The organism is Gilvimarinus sp. F26214L, assembly GCF_054401055.1.
The window spans coordinates 104,438-121,646 of the sequence record NZ_JBTIYG010000004.1 but is presented as its reverse complement, the minus strand read 5'-3'; the positions used below and the strand labels follow the sequence as shown (position 1 = coordinate 121,646).

The window sequence follows — 17,209 nt, the reverse complement described above, 5'->3', positions numbered from 1 at the left end:
GACCTGCGGCGTTTGTATTGCAGGCGGGAGTGGAAAGAGTGAAGAAATTGTTTGCGCCCTATGCCGAGGCCATTTATCGGCAGGATATTCAGGGCATTCGTGCCATCGGTGCCATCCTGATTTTGATTTACCATATCTGGGTAGGCAAGGTGTCCGGCGGTGTCGATGTGTTCTTTGTGGTTTCCGGATTCTTGATGACGGGCCTTTTATTGCGACAATGTGCCCGGGAGGGAAGACTCCGGCCCTTTCTGTTCTGGGGGAACATCGTCAAACGGGTGTCACCCTCAGCCTACCTGGTTCTATTTGCCACGCTGATTCTAGGTTACTTTTTTCTGCCCCCTTCCTTTTGGCGCGTCAGTCTCAACGACCTGTTCTTCAGCGCCCTGCATATTGAGAACTTCCAGCTATTGCGACTCTCGGTGGATTATCTGGCGCGAGAGAATCCGGCCAGCCCTTTCCAGCAATACTGGGCCCTGTCCATGCAGATGCAGTTCTACTTTGTGTTGCCACTTCTTCTGGGTGCAGGGCTTTTGCTGGCCAGGCGTGCAGGCTCCCTGCGCCCGCTGATCGGGCTGCTCGGCGCGGTTCTGCTGTTGTCTTTCGCCTGGTCGCTACTTGCTACCGGTCGAATGCCGGCGCCGGCCTACTTCGATACAGGCGCCCGGTTCTGGGAGTTTCTTGCGGGCGGTTTGCTGGCCCTCGTGTTGCCGCATCTGCGGCTCGGCCCCGTGTTGGTTTCTCTCTGCGGTGTCGCCGGGTTGATGATTCTGTTCGCGACGGGGGTGATGGTGCCCCGGGGTGTGAACTTTCCGGGCTATATCGCGTTGCTCCCGGTTGCGGGCGCCATTCTGCTGATTGTGTCCGGTGCGAATGCCCGCTACCTGCCCCTGGCTTCGCGGCTGCTGTCCGCACGCTGGCTGGTCGCCATTGGCGGTTTTTCCTTCACTCTGTACCTGTGGCACTGGCCGCTGTTTGTCTATGCCCAGTATTACTTCGAGAGTATCGAGCTGAATCTGTGGCAGGGGCTTGTGGTGGTGCTCGCATCCCTGGGCCTGTCCTGGCTCACCACCAAGGCGGTGGAACGGCCCCTGCGGCTGCTTCCCAAAACGCGCCTTTGGCCATCCTACGCAGTGGGTTTCCTGTTTTTTGTGCCGACCATGCTGCCTGCCGTTGGCGCTCGCCAGTACGCGGTATCCCTGTATGACAAGTTTGAAGAGAGCACAGCGGCGGATCCCCGCTACTTTACCGGGCAGCGCATTGGCATCCAGCATGATGCCAGTGGGGTGGACCTCAGTCAGTTTGCGGCGGTGGACGACAACAAAGCCGAGCCGATCATGCATTGTCTGACTGGTGAACTGTGCGAGTACGGTGACCTGGATTCCGATCGGGTCGTGGCCATCGTAGGTGGGTCTCACGCGGCCCAGTGGGAGTCCGCCTTTTCCGTGCTCGGCAAGCGTTACGGGTTCAAGGTCGTCACCATCGTCCAGATGAGTTGTGCACTGGGATGGCTGGAAGGGATGGACCTGCGTTGCGAGACCTTCAATAACGAAATTGTGGGGCGCATCAAGGAGTTGAAGCCCGATCTGGTGGTAACCAACTCCACTCGACTGGACCGGGAGAACGAGTGGACGGTCCCCGAGGTGGTGCCGAACGCCTACGTGGAAAAATGGCAGGAAATAACCGGGCTCGGGATTCCGGTGCTCGGTATTCGCGACAATCCCTGGTTCGAGAGCGATCCCAATGTGTGCTTGTGGAACAAGTTGGAGACCGCAGGAGAATGTGCGCGGCCGGTGACAGACCTTTTCCTGCAGGAGAATCCTGCGGAGCCGTATGAGGCCAGGATGCCGTTGTTTCACTCGGTGGACTTCAGCGATCTGATCTGCACGGATCAAAGCTGCCCGGTGGTGTTCGCCAATCGGTTGATGTACTTCGATACCCATCACCTGAGCCGAACCTACGTGGAGTTTATTGCCCTGGCTATGGACCACGCCGTGCGCGAACAGGCCGGCAGTCTGCTGCCGGTTCCGGCCAGCGGCGGGACGGGAGCGCCGACATTCGGGCAGTGGCAGAAAAAACCAAGATAAAACCGCGGGCTGCCTTTGGGCAGCCCGCTCCTCTCGTGAACACAATCCGCTTCTCAATCCCTGCGGAACGGGCGAGCTGACGGACGTTGTCAGATCAAGCGCGTCCGCTCGCCGAAGTGCATCCGTCTGAATCCTCCCCGTGCTCACTATTTCTTGTTGGCGTCAGGCATAATTGGGCCCGCATTTTCGTGTTGGTGGGTTGAGAGCGAGGTTTTGCGATGAAGATCAATACAATGCAAACGGTGCTGCTGTTCGCCGTGGTGCCCGGCCTGAACGGAGCGGCCCTTGCGCGGGATGTTCCGCCGCAGTTTCAGGGCGAATGGAATCGCACAATTGCAGACTGCGGCACCGGCCGCAATGCCTCACGCTTGCGAATCGGCAGCAACTGGATCGCGTTCTACGAAAGCAGGGGAGTCATTGAAGTTTTCGCCACTCAGGGCGACGAGGAGCTTGCGTTGATCGCGCAGTTGGAGGGGGAAGGGGAGCGCTGGTCGTCCTTTCGACACTTCCGGTTGTCGGAGCAAGGGGAGCAGTTGACAGATATTACCTACGGAGCCGATTTTGTTCGGTACCGCTGCCCGGAGGCCGACGCAGGCACCGGCGAGTAGTTCCTGGTTTCCCCTCCAGGTGGTTCAAAAATTGGGTCGACTTTTATGCAGAACAGAATCGCAAAGGCGCGTAAGCGGGCCGTTTACGCTTTCGGATGCCTGATCCTGGTAGGCAGCCTGATTGCCCTGTCCGTTATGGTCATGAAGAAGGCAGACGGCGCACACCTGCCGCGCCTGACATTTCTGACTCTGGCCATGGGCGGCGCCGGTCTGGCGTTGATTGGCATGGCTGTAATTGGCCGGCAAGAGATGCCGCTCGATGGGCGCAGCCTCGAGTACGGGCTGGTCTCGGGCGTGTTGCTGGCCGCTCCCCAGGCCTTGGGGTTTCTTGCTGTGAGCCGGGTCGGGGCAGGGTTCGTCTCCCTGAGCTTCGCGTTTCCTATTCTGATTACCTGGCTGCTGGCAGTGCTGCTCCGCATGGAGCGCTTGCGGCCGGCGCGCTTGCTGGGTGTGGTTTTGGGGTTGAGCGCCGGTTTGCTGCTGGCCTCCGGCCAGGCTGGCGCCCCGAATGTGGGCTTGGGATGGTCCCTGGTGGTGCTGGCCATGCCGTTGTTGCTGGCGATCGGTAACATCTACCGCAGTGCGCGCTGGCCCGAGCGGGGTGGGCCGATCTACCTTGCTGCTTTGATGATGCTGGGCGCGGCCTTGAGCCTCGCGCCGGTGGCGATGGTCGCCGAAGCGGGGCGGTTTTCGGAGCTGTTTGCGGGAGGCGTGCCGCACACGCTGTTGCTGGCGGAAACCGCCATCTTCTCGGTGCTGTATCTGTTCTTCTTCATCCTGCAGAAGATTGCCGGGCCCGTTTACCTGAGCCAGATCGGCATCGTTGCCGCTTTGGTGGGCACTATCATCGCCGTATTCGCCCTGAACGAATCGCCGCCGCCCAATCTGTTGCTGGCCGCCATTCTGGTGGTGGGCGGAAGCCTGTTGTTTCACTGGGGCGGGTCGATCGCTACCACCGCACAGGTGGAGGACGAATAATCGTGAACATCGTCGAAGCCATGCAATAGGGGTGGATGAAGTTCTGGGGCTCCGCGGCAGTGGTAGTGGGAGCGTGGTCCTCCTTGCGCTGGGTTTTCGGAATGCGAGCCGGGATCGCCTTGCGGACCTTGCCAAGGTGCGTCCGTTAATGGAAAAGCTGTTCCGTTTCCACTGATGCTGTAGAATGCCGCGTTTTTAGCCATATCCGTCGCGCGGAACTTCCGCAAGCTCATCTGTGTCTTCTGGAGCCAAGTCACGACGGGAGAGAAAGGAGTCCCCATGAAGGCGCGACGCGCATTGGTATTTGTATCGGCAACAAGTGCTCTCATTCCCTTCGCCCTCCACGCCCAGGATGTGCGCCCCTACGATGCCAGCATTTCGCTGGGCTACGTGGGAACCACCGGGAACACCGAAAGCCAAACCTTTGAAACCCAGATGCTGTATACCCGGCGCAATGAAAACTGGGTGCACTCGCTGGAGTTTCAGGGGCTGTATACGGAGCAGGAATCGGTGACCAATGGCGAGCGCTATTTTGCTCAAGGGAAGTCCGATTTTCAGATCAGCGACGACGATTACCTGTTCGGAAAGCTCAGTTATACGGACGATCGTTTTACCGGCTTCGATTACCAGGCCACGGCCTCGGTCGGTTACGGTCACTACTTCTTCAATCGCGACGACCTGATGCTTGAAACCTACGCAGGCCTCGGTTATCGCCACAATGCCTATGTGATCGAAGAAGATGAGGGCGAGGCTATTCTCACACTGGGTGAGCGCCTCGACTGGGCGTTCAGCGATTCCGCGAGCATGACCCAGAGCCTCACCAGTGAGATCGGCGAAGACCTCACGGTCTCCAAATTCGAGATCGGCCTGGTTTCCACTTTGATTGGTCAATTGGCGACCAAAATCGCCTTCCAGGCCCGTCACATCTCCGACGTACCGCCCGATCGGGAGAACACCGACACCCAGACCAGCGTCAGCCTCGTGTACGAGTTCTGAAGCGGGTCATTTCCGGCGCGCCCCGGCCATTTCGCTGCTCCCGGGCGCTGCCCGCCCCTGATTTATCGCTGCTGTTCGATCCCGCCGCGCTGTCACCGGTCGTTGTCATGGGGCAAGTGGCTGATTTACTATGCCCGCCCAGTCCGACAACTCAACCCCAGGACGCCTGCCATGCGATACCACTACTACATTTGCGATGTTTTCACCCGTCACCGTTTTGGTGGCAACCAACTCGCAGTACTCCCAAAGGCAGATGGACTTTCCGACGCACAGATGCAGCAGATCGCGCGGGAATTCAATTTCTCCGAGACCACCTTCGTGCTGCCGGCCCGGAGCAGTGGCCACCGCCAGATTCGGATATTCACCCCCGCACAGGAAGTCCCGTTTGCCGGGCACCCCAACGTGGGGACCGCATTCGTGCTGGCGTCCACCGGCGACGTTGCGGTGGCCAATGGCGGCGAGTTGGTCTTTGAGGAAGAAGCCGGCCTTGTGCCGGTACGGGTCGAGCAAGGCGAGGCCGGGTTGGTGCACTGCGAACTGCTGGCGCCCGAGGCGCTGCAACTCGGCCCCACTGTAGCCGCCGAGTCGGTAGCGGCGGTTATGTCCCTGGAGCGTGACGATGTGGTGCTGGCTACGCACGCGCCCCAGGTGGCCTCTGTGGGCCTGCCGTTCCTGTTCGTGGAGGTCCGTGACGCGGAAACGCTGGCCCGGGCGCGATGTAACCTGCAGGCATTAAAGGACCTGGAGTCACCGTCCCACATGATCCACGTGTACACACGAAGCGACGACGAATTTCAGATCCGCAGCCGGATGTTCGCACCGCTGAGCGGCGTGCCGGAGGATCCGGCCACGGGTAGTGCCAACGTCGCCCTGGGTGCCTTGCTGGCCCACTATCATCCGCAGGATGATGCAGACCTCCACTGGACCGTAGCCCAGGGGGTGGAAATGGGGCGTCCCAGCGTGCTTCATGTGAAAGCTCTCAAGCAGGACGGAGACGTGGTTGAAGCGCGGGTCGGTGGTCCCAGTGTGATGGTTGCCGAGGGTTTCATCGAGATTAGTTGAATGGGTCGAGCGGGTTCGATGGATTGTTTGTAGGTTGGGTTAGCGAAGCGTAACCCAACACGGGATCGGTCGGTGCTGTTGGGTTACGGCCTACGGCCTAACCCAACCTACGTGGTGCGGTAGTGCGTTGTTTGTAGGTTGGGTTAGCGAAGCGTAACCCGACATCGGGTCGGTCGGTGCTGTTGGGTTACGGCCTACGGCCTAACCCAACCTACGTGGTGCGGTAGTGCGTTGTTTGTAGGTTGGGTTAGCGAAGCGTAACCCAACATGGGATCGCGCTGTTGGGTTACGGCCCTTGGCCTCACCCAACCGACGTGTCGACGGCGATCACCTGGGCTTTTTTCTGTCTTTTCTGAATCTCTTCTATGCTGTGCCGGCAGGACCCTGCCTTTTCTATCAGTTTGCTCTCGCAAATATCGCAGCGCACACATTCCTTGAAATCGATTTGCGGGCCGCGAATGGCGCCGGTGGGACAAGCGTTCTCGCAGACTTTGCACACTTCGCACTGGGGCACGCGCTTGATGCGGAAGGGGCTCACCAGAGAGACCACGCCCAACGCCGCGCCGAGCGGGCAGAGGTAGCGACAGTAGAAGCGGGGAATGAACACCGAACCCGCCAGGATGGCGATCAGAATCGTCCACAGGAGCACCGAGGAACTGAAAAAGAACAATGTTCCGAAAGGCTCGAAGTATTGAAAGATGCTCACTTGTGATTGCACCAGAGCACTGCCCAGGATCAGCGCCAGAATCCCGTACTTGATATATAGCGCACGGTCGTGCAGAACCTGGGGCACTTTGAAACGTTGCCAGCGCTGGGGAACAAATCGCGAGATAAAATCCTGTACCGCGCCAAAGGGGCAGAGGGATGAGCAGAACACGCGCCCCCACAGCAGTGTGGTCACCAGGGTGAAGGTGACGATCAACAGGGCCGGGAGGTTGTTGAGGAGAATCTCCGGCCCCTGCATGATGACGCCGGTAAGGTGGGACACGGACAGGAAACCGCCATCCACAAAACCGAGGTAGACCAGGGTCAAGGTCAGGGCGGTCCAGCGCAGAGCACTGCTCTTGCGCAGGAAAGCGGCCATGACGAGGGCCAAGATCATCAGCAGCATTGCCACCTTCGCCCAGGGTGTTTCCCCCCAGGGCGGGTCGTGACGCAAGCGTTCAAACAGGCCGGCCTCAGCCAGGCGGGCTTTCTCGATCTCTTCCAGGGACAGTATGGGTTCATCGCGGGAGATTGCCAGGCTCAACTGGTCGAGCTGATATTCCAGGTGCAGATCTTCGCCGCCCAGGGGTTGATAGACCACCGCGAAGGGTTGGCTCAAATTGAGTTCCCCTTCGAGTACAACCGCGCCCGCAAATGTGGCGTGGCCGGCGATAGCGCCCTGATCCGCGTTCCCGGCGTTAACGATCCTGCGCGGATGGATTCGGCGGGGCGGTGCATCTCCCTGCTGTAACGCCAGCCTCTCCTGGCGAAAATACTGAGAGGACTCGCCACCGACCGCGAAGAGCAGCATCTCCGGGGTATCGAAACGGATGCTCGCGTCCCGCTCCGCTTTTTCGTACGCATCCCCCACCAGGTATTCGCCCAGCACCCGGCGGCCCATATAGGCAATTGACAGTTGCAGAGGCTCTCCTACGGGAGTGGCCACCTGGCCCTGGGCCACCATGCCCCGGTCCAGCAGATCCTGCCAGGACCATTGATCCAGTTGCTCCCGGGCGTTTGCGGCCCACTGTTTGGCCAGCTGATCGCCTTCTTCGTACTGGAGGTAGGCTGTGGCCACCTTACGGGCCGCTGTGCGAGCGGTACGGGCGATGGCCCAGCTACTGATGGTGGCGTTGGAGACTCCGTCCAGGTCCCGCCGGACCCGAAACTCGTCGTTGATGGGTTTATCGCGAAACTGCTCCTGGAAGCCTTCGCGGGCGAGAAAATCGCCGCGGGAATAGCGGTAGGACTCCACATAATTGAGGACCTTCAGGCCCGTGAGGCGCCCGTCGGTGCCCAGGCCGATGAGCATGTCGATGGGCGCGCTGTAACCCTTTTCCTCCGGAGGCAGATCCTTGCTGAAAAAGAGAAATCCCACCAGTTCCCGTTCCCCGGATTCCGGGCGGGTCCGATAGCCGCGAATGACCGGCGGATCACCGCTCTTGTCTGCAAAGGTTTCTGCCGAGGGCATTACCTCGCGGAACCAGGCCGGATCCACCTGGGTGGTGAACGGGGTTTTGGCAAGGGCAGGGCTGTGAGCCAGGATCAGGAGGATGGCCAGAACAACAGCACGCATAGGGCTTCCCGGGATTCTTATTGGAATGATGGGAAACCAGTATAGTGATTCCGGTTCTCAGGTGGTGATCATTGATCTTTATTGTCGATTCTTAACACGGCGGGTACAGATCACCCGTGCGCGATCACGCTTACAGGTACTGGTACCGCAAAGCCCGGCGCTTGACTCCCTCAAGGACCACCTGGTCGATCAGCGTGGCGAGAATGGCAATCACCAGGATGTTGGTCATCACGCCGGTCATGTCCGCGATCTCCCCCGAGTAGGCGAGGGAGCGACCCAGCCCGGACCCGAAGCCGACAATCATCTCCGCTGAGATCAGCGCCCGCCAGGCATTGCCGAACGCCAGTTGTGCGCCGGTGATCAGTTCCGGCATCACGGCGGGCAGGTAGACCCGGCGCAGCAGGGCTGCGCGAGACGCGCCCATAACCCGTGCCGCGGACACATGCACCTTCTGTACGCTTTCCGTTGCGTTCATCACGCTCAAGGCGGTGGGAAAGAATGCGCCAATGGCGATCACCACAATGATTGGCATGTTGCCGAAGCCCATCAGGATCAGAAACAGAGGCACCCAGGCGATGGAAGGGATGGACTGAAGTATGACAATGGCGGATTTGAGTGCGGAGCGGAAGAAATACAGCACGCCGCCCACGAGGCCAAAGAGAATGCCGAACACCAGTGCCGAGCCGTAGCCAATGCCCAGGCGAACCAGGCTGCTTGCCAGACCCTCGCGAAACTCCGCAAGCTGCACGTCCTGCCAGAGTCGCTCCACGACTATGTGGACGTCGGGCATCAGAAAGACGGGCAATGTCCAGGCGGCGGTTTGCCAGAGCAGAAGAATGAAAAAGATGGCGGCAAAGGTGGCGAAAACCTTGTGAAAGCGAGACATTGGCACAACTCGTAAAAAGAACGCGCGGGATTGGCTTCCCGCGCGCCGGGTCTACAGCTTGCGATCACCGATCGCGCTGAGTTCTGTTATTGCCCTTGAAGGCGGGGACAACTGCGCGCGGACTTACTGCAGGCCGCGCTCTTTCTGCCAGGACAGATCCAGCACCTGGTCGATGTCCAGAGTGCCGGCGCGGATGATGCCGCGCTCTTCCATGATGCCCGCCAGTTCGCGCATGCGGGCCACTTCCTTCTCGGTGAGCACCGGGCTGAACGTCTGGGTTTCGATGGCCTGGCGAATGACTTCTTCCCGGGGCATTTCACCGTGCTCCAGGGTTTCCAGGGTTGGCTCGGCGATGAAGTAGTCGGCGATCAGGTCGGCCGCTTCGGCGGGTTTGTTTTCCAGCAGATCAATGGCCTCCCGCTGGGCGTCCTGCGCCTTGGAGATCAACGCGCGCTTGTCTTCCAGAGTATCGCCAGACGTGATCACCACCATGCAGGGGAAGGGCCATACCTTGCCGATCTCATAGATCTGGGTGACGGGAGCGACCAGTTGCGCAATGCGATCGTAAGGTTCGAAAAGGAAGGCGGCCTCCACCCGGTTACCCACCAGGGATTGCACGGCAACGGCGGGTTTGACACCGAGAATCTGCAGGTCGTCCGCGCTCAGGCCCGCATCCTTCAGCGCAACCCCTTTGAGTACGATGTCCGCTGTGCTGCCTTCCTTCTGGGAGGCGAGACTGCGCCCTTCAAGGTCCGCGACGGACTCGATGCCACTGTCGTTACGCACAACAATCGAGTGGTAGCCGTGCTGTGCTCCACCGACGATTTTCAGGTCTGCTCCGCGCGAAGCCCAGGTAAAGGCGTTGGAGAAACCGAGTACGCCCAGATCCAGTTGACCCCCGACAATGGCTTTGATCAGGTCGGTGCCGGAACCGAACTCAACCAGCTCCGCATCCAGCCCATGCTTTTTGTAGAAACCGCCCTCGTAGGCCACCATGACCTGGGCGTCGTCCATTACCCGGACATAACCGATGCGGACTTTTTCCGCCGAGTGGGCGGACAGGGCCAGGGTGCAAAGGCTGGCGATGAGGAATGCAATAGTGGGGATGGGCCAGCGTTTCATATATAGTCTCCTCCGGTTACGGTTTCAGGGTCAGGGACCTCCGAATCGATTCCCAGCAGGGAGAGGATGGTACGCCGCTCCTTGCTGAAAACTGACAAGTCGTGAGTTTTGGGCAGATGGGCCAGGGTAACTTCCTTCATAACCTTGGTTGGCCGAGGGCCGAATACCAAAACGCGGTCGGCGAGGAACAGTGCTTCGTCAACGTCATGGGTGACCAGCAGTACGGTGGGCTGCTCTTCGCGGATCAGATCCCGCAGCACGTCCTGGAGCGTCATGCGGGTAAGTGCGTCGAGGGCGCCAAAGGGCTCGTCCAGCAGCAGCACTTCGGGGCGAACCACAAAGGCCCGGGCCAGCGCTGCCCGCTGACGCATGCCGCCGGAGACCTGATGCGGGTAGTAATGATCAAAGCCGTCCAGCTTTACCTTCTGCAGCCATTGCAGCGCCTGGCTTCGTGCCTCCTTGCGCGGCACGTTCTGAAACTCGAGCGCGAGCGCGACGTTGTCCAGGAGGGTGAGCCAGGGGTAAAGTGCGTGCTCCTGAAACACCAGGGTGCGCGAAGGGTGAGGTCCGGTAATGGGTTTACCATCCGTAAGAATGCGCCCCCGACTCGGCGTTTCGAGACCCGCAACCAGATGCAGGAGGGTCGATTTGCCGCAGCCGGACGGACCGACCAGCGCAACCAGTTCGCCAGGGGCGATGTTGGCATCGAACTGTTCAATAACCGGCAGATCGCCGAACTGTTTTGCCACCTGTTCGAACTGAAGCTTCATAATTTTTGGAGATAAGGTTATGACTGAAAGCAATAGGCGAACCTGTTGCTTGAATGACGACGATTATAACGAACAAGATCCAATTGCGCTCATAGCTTTTTCCGAGGTTCATATAGACAAAAGTTCGGGCAAATCCCGCGCGAAGAGACATGGGAAGAGATAGGGAATACGACAATGAAGCTGATTATCGGCAACAAGAATTATTCGTCCTGGTCGCTGCGAGCCTGGCTCCTGCTGACTTATCACAAACTGGGTTTCGAGGAAATTCGCATTCCTCTGGATCAACCCACAACCCGCGATCAGATCGCCCGTTACAGCAAGGCCGGTCGTGTTCCCGTGCTGCATGACGGCGATCTGGTGGTCTGGGATTCTCTGGCGATTTGTGAGTATGTATCCGAACGTTATCTCGCCGGACGCGGGTGGCCGGGGCACTGGCGGGCCCGTGCGGAGGCGCGAAGTTACTCCGCGGAAATGCATTCGGGTTTCCCCGCGGTGCGCAGCGAGTTGCCCATGAATTGTCGGGCGAGTGATCGCAAGGTGCCGGTCAGCGCGCAGGCGCAAACGGAAATTCAGCGCATCGAAGAAATCTGGACGGCCTGTCGTGCCCGATACGGGATGGAAGGACCGTTTCTGTTCGGTGAGTTTTCCATTGCCGACTGCATGTACGCACCTCTGGTCTTCCGGTTTCAGACTTACGGCATCGCACTGCGTACGCCGGCGGCGGACTACATGAGCTATCTGCTGCGCGAACCGGCACTGAGAAAGTGGTTGCAGGATGCACGCAGTGAAACGGAAACCATCGCGGCAGAGGAGCGCGGAATCTGACTGTGCCCTGCCGAGGTGGTGCCAGTCTGACGAATATTCGGAAGCAACCGGGAAAGAAGTTCAGGAGACTCGAATGAAAGATTTTTACCTGTTGATCAATGGCGAACGGGTTGCGGGATCAGAACACTTTGATGTGATGAATCCCGCCGACGAATCCCTCGCTGGTCGTGCGCCCAATGCCACCGACGCGGACCTTGAGCGAGCGATTGGCGCAGCAGAGCGGGCTTTTGAATCGTGGCGACACACCACGGCGGGGGAGCGGCGCAAGGTTCTGCTGGGGATCGTGGCGGCAATTCGGGATAACTCCGACGAGCTCATCGATTTGCTGATTACGGAACAGGGTAAGTCCCGGACCCAGGCGGAGCGCGAGGTTTTGCAGCAGGGCGCTGCGGGACTGGAACAGCGTGCACAGCTTGAACTTGAACCGGAGGTGATTCAGGACGTTCAGAAAAGCCGGGTCGAACTGCACTACCGGCCACTGGGCGTAGCCGCAGCCATTGTGCCCTGGAATTTCCCCTTCGGTATCGCTATCGGCAAACTCGCTACCGCCCTCATGGCGGGCTGCACGTTGATTCTCAAGCCCTCGCCCTTTACGCCTCTCACCACTTTGCGGCTGGGGGAGTTGATCAGGGATATTGTTCCCGCGGGTGTGCTGAACATCCTCTCGGGAGATGACAGCCTGGGCCCGAGGCTCACGGCCCATCCGGCTATCAAAAAGATCTCCTTCACCGGCTCCATTGCCACCGGCAAAAAGGTCATGCAAAGCGCCGCAGGCGATCTGAAGCGGGTCACTCTGGAACTGGGCGGGAATGATGCGGCCATCGTGCTCGACGATGTGGACGTGGACAAAGTTGCCCTACCTCTGTTTATGGGAGCCTTCGTAAATTCAGGACAGACCTGTGTGGCCATAAAACGGGTGTACGTCCACGAAACGGTTTATGAGGAACTCGTGGAGGCTCTGGGACGCATCGCCCAGGAGACCAAGGTCGGGCCCGGCCATGATCCGGAGTCGGTGCTGGGGCCGATCCAGAACCGTCTGCAATACCAGCGTGTACTGGCCGTTCTCGACAGCGTGAAGTCGGGAGGCGGGCGCATCGTGGCGGGCGGTGAAACCGTTGGGGCCAACGGGTTTTTCCTGCAACCGACCATCGTGGCCGATGTTGCGGAGGGCTGTCCGCTTGTGGACGAGGAGACCTTCGGCCCGATTCTGCCCGTGATCAGGTACAGCGACATCGATGACGCCGTACGCCGGGCCAACGCCACAGAATACGGCCTGGGGGGTTCCGTCTGGAGTTCGAACCCGGAGCGTGCCGCGGACATAGCACGACGCCTGGACGCGGGCACGGCCTGGGTCAATCAGCATCCGGCACTGAGCCCCCTGGTTCCCTTTGCCGGCGCAAAACAGTCGGGCCTGGGGGTTGAGTCAGGGAAAGCGGGCCTGAAGGAGTTCTGCCAGGTTCACGTGGTGAATATCAGGAAGTAGGGAAGTCACCACCGAGCGCGGGACCGGCACGATCGATGATTATGGAAGGGCGCGGGGCAGGGTAGAACGCCTTTCTCGGTGAGTGGATGCCCGAGAGGGCATCCACTTGTCCGCAGTCGGCGCCCTGCTTATTCGAAAGGCTGGGGGCGCGGGGTCTCGTTGGTAGACGGCGGCAGGATGGGCAGGGCGAACTGAGGCTGGTCGCCGGTCAGGGTCTTCAGGAACGCGACAATCTTGCCGATCTCCTTGTCAGACAGATCCCGCCCCAACTGAATCTCTGCCATGGTGTCCACGGCTTCCTCCAGGGTCCAGACGGAGCCGTCATGGAAGTAGGGGTAGGTCAGGGCAACGTTGCGCAGAGTGGGCACCTTGAAGCTGAAGCGTTCCGCTTCGTTGCCGGTCACGGCGGCGCGGCCGATCGCTTCGTTATCGGTTTCGTAGGGCTTGACCATGCCCATTTTCTGGAAGGAGTTGGCACCCGCCGCAGGGCCGCTGTGACACGCCACGCAGCCAACGCTCTTGAAGAGCTGGTAGCCTTCCAGTTCGGTTTTGGAGATCGCCTTGTCGTCGCCTTTCAGCCACTGGTCGAAGCGTGAGTTGGGCGTGACCAGGGTTTCTTCAAACGCGGCGATTGCGTCGGTTACCCGGTCAAGGTTGACGGTCTTATCACCGTAAACGGACTTGAACTCGTCCACGTAGCCCGGGATCGAGCGGACGATGTCCACCGCGAGATCGTGGCTGGAAGCCATTTCAGCCGGGTTGGCGATGGGGCCGGCAGCCTGTTCCTTGAGATCGGCCGCTCGGCCGTCCCAGAACTGGGCCACGTTCATGCTGGAGTTCAGCACAGTGGGTGAATTGATCGGGCCCTGCTGCCAGCTATGGCCAACAGAGGAGGGCAGGTTGTCCGCTCCACCGGTGCTCAGGTTGTGGCAGGAGTTGCAGGAAATGAAACCAGAGCGGGACAGGCGCGGATCAAAAAACAGCTTCTTGCCCAGTTCCACTTTGGCTGGGTTATCGACCTTAGCGGGTTCGATGGGCTGAATGGGTTCCTGTCGAGGCGCTGCACTGACGCAGACGCTCAGGACGGTAGCCAAAATGGCGGTGGTAACTCGTAGCATTATGGAAATCCTCTCTACAACGACAGCGGTTGCGCCCCGGAAGGGTGCGAGCATGTTTGAGGACCGTACGGTTCTGAATCCCCGTTGCCCCAACATGCGAGTAAAACCTGTGAAACCAGGCGGGCCGGGCGCAGGGAGCCCGATCCGAGGCGCCCGATTCTAACAGATGAAGAAGCGCTTTTCCTGCATCGGTGCCGCGAACCGGGAACAGCCGGATTGCCCCTGTCGATCCGGGCCCCGCTTCGGCGACTATCCCAAACATTGCTTTAGAGATCTCACCCATGAAATACCTGCTGCTTGTCTACACCAATGAATCAGTCTGGAGTCGGGAAGATCGGGAGCCCTATCTTGCGGACTCCGTCGACCTTTGCCATGCACTTGAGCGGGAGGGCAGCTTCGTGGCGGCCTCGCCCCTGCAATCAACAGCCACCGCCAGTTCAGTGCGGGTGCGTGACGGCCAGACCATTACCACTGACGGTCCTTTCGCAGAAACCAACGAACAGTTGGGTGGATACTTCCTGATCGACGTGGACAGTGAGGCGGAGGCGCGGGCGGTGGCTGCGCGAATTCCCGCAGCCAAAGTGGGCACCGTGGAAGTGCGGCCGCTGGAAAATATCGAAAATCGATTGCCCGCAGTTTAAGCGAGCAGTCAAGTAATGTCCGTCATTTGCCAGGCTTATTGCCGATGTGAGTGGAGGGCCGTAGAATCGAAGTTTATTCGCAAGTCATTGCGGAACATTTTCTATCCCTCTTGCAGGATCAGGCAGTACTGACTACCCGCTCGGCAACACGCTTGTTGCGGCAAACTTCTCCCTGACTTCTGCCTGCATTACACCAACTTGTCTTAACGGCCCGTTCCGCAAATCTGTGCGGTCGGGGTCCGTCCGATGTAAGGAAGCCCTGTGCCTGAACAACTGTTTCGATCCTTTTCTGTCGCTCATCTTGCGATTCTTTCGGCAGGTTTACTGAGTTCCGCCTGGGCGGTGTTTGTGTCCGCCGACCTGTCCGTTTATCAGGAGAATGGTCTGCTGGAGAACCTGCAGGCTCTCTTTATCACAATGGCCGCCCTGGCATTTTTGCTGTCCATGTTTCTGCAAACAGAAGTGGAAAGACTGATCAATGCAGGGTGCATCCTGCTCTGCGGCATATTTCTGTTGCGGGAGGTTGACCTGGAAAGAATATTTCCGGGCACCATGCTGGCTACTCTTGGCCATGGCACTGGCCGTGCCTTGCTGCTGGGGAGCGCTGCCCTGGCACTTGCTGTGCTGGCGCTACGTCGACTGGAGTATTATCTGCTGGCTCTGCCGCGGTTTCTGAATTCCCGGGCCGGTCGACTCCTGGGCCTGGCCGGGCTCGCGCTGGTTGCCGGGCAGGTATTCGAAGAGCTGAGCGGCCTTCCCCATAACGTATTCTGGGAAGAGTGCGCAGAACTCATGGGCTACTTTTTTGTGGCTCTGTCAGGCTTGTCGGTCTGGTCATCCGGGTGGGTCTTCTCTGTGGACTTTGGGCGGCCCGAGGAAAATTGCATGGAGGATAATTGCGTGAAAGAGCGCAGCCGTGCGCGACTATAAACGCTGTTCAATCTCAACTCAGGAAGGAGTCACACGATGAATCTGTGTTCATTGCTGGGGATTGAGCTCCCGGTGATCCAGGCTCCCATGGCGGGGGTGCAGGACGGCGCGCTCGCCAGGGCGGTCTCCGGCGCAGGGGGGCTTGGTTCCCTGCCTTGCGCGATGCTCGATCGCGACACCCTGTTCCGGGAGGCGCAGGCGCTCAAGGAGACGGGGCTCCCGTTCAACCTCAACTTCTTCTGCCACGTCTTGCCTGAACCTCAGCCCCGGCAATTACGCGACTGGCACAATGCCCTGGCAACTTATTTTTCCGAGCTTGGGATCGATCCGGACACAATCCCCGCGGGCCCCGGGCGGCGACCCTTCGATGCCGCCGCCGCTGAGGTGGTGGAGGCGGTCAGGCCCGCGGTAGTCAGTTTTCATTTTGGCTTGCCGAAACCGGATTTACTGAGCCGGGTGAAGAGCGCGGGAGCGAAGGTTCTGGTGTCCGCAACGACGGTGGAGGAGGCGCGCTGGCTGGAAGAGCACGGCGCTGACGCCATCATTGCGCAGGGCTTGGAGGCCGGCGGGCACCGGGGCCTCTTTCTGCACGATGACCTCAACACACAGATGGGTACCTTCGCCTTGCTGCCGCAGGTTGTTGCGGCGGTGAACGTGCCGGTTATCGCGGCGGGCGGAATCGCCAGTCCGGCGAGCGTTCGGGCCGCAATGCAACTGGGAGCGGCCGGGGTTCAGGCGGGAAGCGCCTACCTGTTATGCCCGGAAGCGACCACGGGCCCCTTGCACCGCGAGGCGTTGCAAAGTCCGGCGGCAGCGCTGACAGCAGTAACCAATGTGTTTACCGGCCGCCCGGCCCGGGGAATAGTCAATCGCATCATGCGCGAATTGGGGCCCATCAGTCCGGCGGCGCCGGACTTTCCCCTGGCCACGACCGCGGTCGCTGCCCTGCGGCGCAAGGCTGAAGCGTCGGGCAGCAGCGATTTTACGCCCTTGTGGGCGGGGCAGAACCTGGAGCGCTTGTCAGCCCGGCCGGCTGCGGACATTACGCGCTGGCTTGCGGGTATGCAGTAGCACACGCCGACTTCAGAGCTCCTGTTCTTCGAAGTAGTCCCGCAGGTCGGTGTATCCCCCAATGTGCTCGTCGCCGAAGAAAATTTGCGGGACCGTACGGCGTCCGCTGCGCTCCATCATTTCCATTTTCCTGTTCGGGTCGGCGGTAACGTCGATCTCATGGAATTCCAGCCCCCTCTCTTTCAGCAGAGCTTTTGCGGCGCGGCAGAAGCCACACCAGTTGGAGCTGTACACGGTAATCGGGTGCATGGTTCTACATCTCTCTACGGCTTTGACACGAAGGATATGACAGTACTGCCGCGGGCCCGTTCAGGGTCCCGGGTGTGGTGGCTGAGCAGGATACCCGGGGGCGCG

The 17,209-nt window shown here is 59.9% G+C and carries 16 protein-coding genes; 10 read left to right on the top strand and 6 right to left on the bottom strand.

The features are described 5' to 3' along the window. Positions 1-38 precede the first annotated feature (38 nt). From ACURWW_RS06040 to ACURWW_RS06020, 5 genes are all read left to right on the top strand, one after another. Entirely contained in the window at positions 39-2,084 is a 2,046-nt protein-coding gene (locus tag ACURWW_RS06040) for an acyltransferase family protein (RefSeq protein ID WP_445615940.1), read from the top strand. A gap of 218 nt (positions 2,085-2,302) precedes the next feature. Then, positions 2,303-2,692: a hypothetical protein gene (locus tag ACURWW_RS06035; RefSeq protein ID WP_445615941.1), complete on the top strand. Its 390-nt coding sequence runs from the start codon at positions 2,303-2,305 to the stop codon at positions 2,690-2,692. A 45-nt stretch (positions 2,693-2,737) separates the two neighbouring features. Beyond that, positions 2,738-3,670 carry a DMT family transporter gene (locus ACURWW_RS06030; protein ID WP_445615942.1) on the top strand — a complete coding sequence of 311 codons (933 nt, stop codon included), beginning with the start codon at positions 2,738-2,740 and terminating at the stop codon, positions 3,668-3,670. Between the two features lie 279 nt (positions 3,671-3,949). Continuing rightward, on the top strand, positions 3,950-4,666 hold the full coding sequence (locus ACURWW_RS06025; RefSeq protein ID WP_458618445.1) for a DUF481 domain-containing protein: 717 nt from the start codon (positions 3,950-3,952) through the stop codon (positions 4,664-4,666). Positions 4,667-4,837: 171 nt separating this feature from the next. Then, a complete protein-coding gene (locus tag ACURWW_RS06020; protein WP_445615944.1) occupies positions 4,838-5,728 on the top strand; it encodes a PhzF family phenazine biosynthesis protein in 891 nt (296 codons plus the stop codon). A gap of 301 nt (positions 5,729-6,029) precedes the next feature. On the opposite strand, the gene ACURWW_RS06015 is transcribed toward ACURWW_RS06020, so the two are convergent. From ACURWW_RS06015 to ACURWW_RS06000, 4 genes are all read right to left on the bottom strand, one after another. Next, positions 6,030-8,009, bottom strand: a complete 1,980-nt coding sequence (locus ACURWW_RS06015) for a 4Fe-4S binding protein (protein ID WP_445615945.1) — start codon at positions 8,007-8,009, stop codon at positions 6,030-6,032. Positions 8,010-8,139: 130 nt separating this feature from the next. Further along, the gene (locus ACURWW_RS06010) at positions 8,140-8,895 is read right to left on the bottom strand and encodes an ABC transporter permease (RefSeq protein ID WP_445615946.1); all 756 of its coding nucleotides are present in this window, start codon (positions 8,893-8,895) and stop codon (positions 8,140-8,142) included. Between the two features lie 123 nt (positions 8,896-9,018). After that, positions 9,019-10,017, bottom strand: coding sequence for an ABC transporter substrate-binding protein (locus ACURWW_RS06005; protein ID WP_445615947.1), 999 nt, complete (start codon positions 10,015-10,017; stop codon positions 9,019-9,021). Continuing rightward, complete coding sequence (locus ACURWW_RS06000) at positions 10,014-10,787, bottom strand: ABC transporter ATP-binding protein (protein ID WP_445615948.1); 774 nt, start codon at positions 10,785-10,787, stop codon at positions 10,014-10,016. Before ACURWW_RS06000 ends, ACURWW_RS06005 begins: the two co-directional genes overlap by 4 nt. 174 nt (positions 10,788-10,961) lie before the next feature. Between ACURWW_RS06000 and ACURWW_RS05995 the strand changes: the two genes are divergently transcribed. Next, a complete protein-coding gene (locus ACURWW_RS05995; RefSeq protein ID WP_445615949.1) occupies positions 10,962-11,612 on the top strand; it encodes a glutathione S-transferase family protein in 651 nt (216 codons plus the stop codon). A gap of 73 nt (positions 11,613-11,685) precedes the next feature. Continuing rightward, positions 11,686-13,095, top strand: a complete 1,410-nt coding sequence (locus ACURWW_RS05990; RefSeq protein WP_445615950.1) for an aldehyde dehydrogenase family protein — start codon at positions 11,686-11,688, stop codon at positions 13,093-13,095. Positions 13,096-13,223: 128 nt separating this feature from the next. On the opposite strand, the gene ACURWW_RS05985 is transcribed toward ACURWW_RS05990, so the two are convergent. Further along, complete coding sequence (locus tag ACURWW_RS05985) at positions 13,224-14,213, bottom strand: cytochrome-c peroxidase (RefSeq protein WP_445615951.1); 990 nt, start codon at positions 14,211-14,213, stop codon at positions 13,224-13,226. A gap of 281 nt (positions 14,214-14,494) precedes the next feature. On the opposite strand from ACURWW_RS05985, the gene ACURWW_RS05980 reads away from it, so the two are divergent. The 3 genes from ACURWW_RS05980 to ACURWW_RS05970 all read left to right on the top strand — a co-directional run bounded on the left by ACURWW_RS05980 (position 14,495) and on the right by ACURWW_RS05970 (position 16,855). After that, a complete protein-coding gene (locus tag ACURWW_RS05980; RefSeq protein ID WP_445615952.1) occupies positions 14,495-14,854 on the top strand; it encodes a YciI family protein in 360 nt (119 codons plus the stop codon). Between the two features lie 261 nt (positions 14,855-15,115). Beyond that, positions 15,116-15,784 (top strand): hypothetical protein, encoded by a 669-nt coding sequence (locus ACURWW_RS05975; protein ID WP_445615953.1) that lies wholly within the window; start codon positions 15,116-15,118, stop codon positions 15,782-15,784. Positions 15,785-15,820: 36 nt separating this feature from the next. Continuing rightward, on the top strand, positions 15,821-16,855 hold the full coding sequence (locus tag ACURWW_RS05970) for an NAD(P)H-dependent flavin oxidoreductase (RefSeq protein WP_445615954.1): 1,035 nt from the start codon (positions 15,821-15,823) through the stop codon (positions 16,853-16,855). Positions 16,856-16,867: 12 nt separating this feature from the next. Here ACURWW_RS05970 and grxC read toward each other — a convergent pair whose 3' ends face one another. Next, positions 16,868-17,104 carry a glutaredoxin 3 gene (gene grxC, locus ACURWW_RS05965; RefSeq protein ID WP_445615955.1) on the bottom strand — a complete coding sequence of 79 codons (237 nt, stop codon included), beginning with the start codon at positions 17,102-17,104 and terminating at the stop codon, positions 16,868-16,870. Positions 17,105-17,209: the final 105 nt, after the last annotated feature.

Coding starts and splice junctions, on each gene's coding strand:
- ACURWW_RS06035 (WP_445615941.1), top strand. CDS start 2,303: ATGAAGATCAATACAATGCAAACGGTGCTGCTGTTCGCCGTGGTGCCC.
- ACURWW_RS06030 (WP_445615942.1), top strand. CDS start 2,738: ATGCAGAACAGAATCGCAAAGGCGCGTAAGCGGGCCGTTTACGCTTTC.
- ACURWW_RS06025 (WP_458618445.1), top strand. CDS start 3,950: ATGAAGGCGCGACGCGCATTGGTATTTGTATCGGCAACAAGTGCTCTC.
- ACURWW_RS06020 (WP_445615944.1), top strand. CDS start 4,838: ATGCGATACCACTACTACATTTGCGATGTTTTCACCCGTCACCGTTTT.
- ACURWW_RS06015 (WP_445615945.1), bottom strand. CDS start 8,009: ATGCGTGCTGTTGTTCTGGCCATCCTCCTGATCCTGGCTCACAGCCCT.
- ACURWW_RS06010 (WP_445615946.1), bottom strand. CDS start 8,895: ATGTCTCGCTTTCACAAGGTTTTCGCCACCTTTGCCGCCATCTTTTTC.
- ACURWW_RS06005 (WP_445615947.1), bottom strand. CDS start 10,017: ATGAAACGCTGGCCCATCCCCACTATTGCATTCCTCATCGCCAGCCTT.
- ACURWW_RS06000 (WP_445615948.1), bottom strand. CDS start 10,787: ATGAAGCTTCAGTTCGAACAGGTGGCAAAACAGTTCGGCGATCTGCCG.
- ACURWW_RS05995 (WP_445615949.1), top strand. CDS start 10,962: ATGAAGCTGATTATCGGCAACAAGAATTATTCGTCCTGGTCGCTGCGA.
- ACURWW_RS05990 (WP_445615950.1), top strand. CDS start 11,686: ATGAAAGATTTTTACCTGTTGATCAATGGCGAACGGGTTGCGGGATCA.
- ACURWW_RS05985 (WP_445615951.1), bottom strand. CDS start 14,213: ATGCTACGAGTTACCACCGCCATTTTGGCTACCGTCCTGAGCGTCTGC.
- ACURWW_RS05980 (WP_445615952.1), top strand. CDS start 14,495: ATGAAATACCTGCTGCTTGTCTACACCAATGAATCAGTCTGGAGTCGG.
- ACURWW_RS05970 (WP_445615954.1), top strand. CDS start 15,821: ATGAATCTGTGTTCATTGCTGGGGATTGAGCTCCCGGTGATCCAGGCT.
- grxC (WP_445615955.1), bottom strand. CDS start 17,104: ATGCACCCGATTACCGTGTACAGCTCCAACTGGTGTGGCTTCTGCCGC.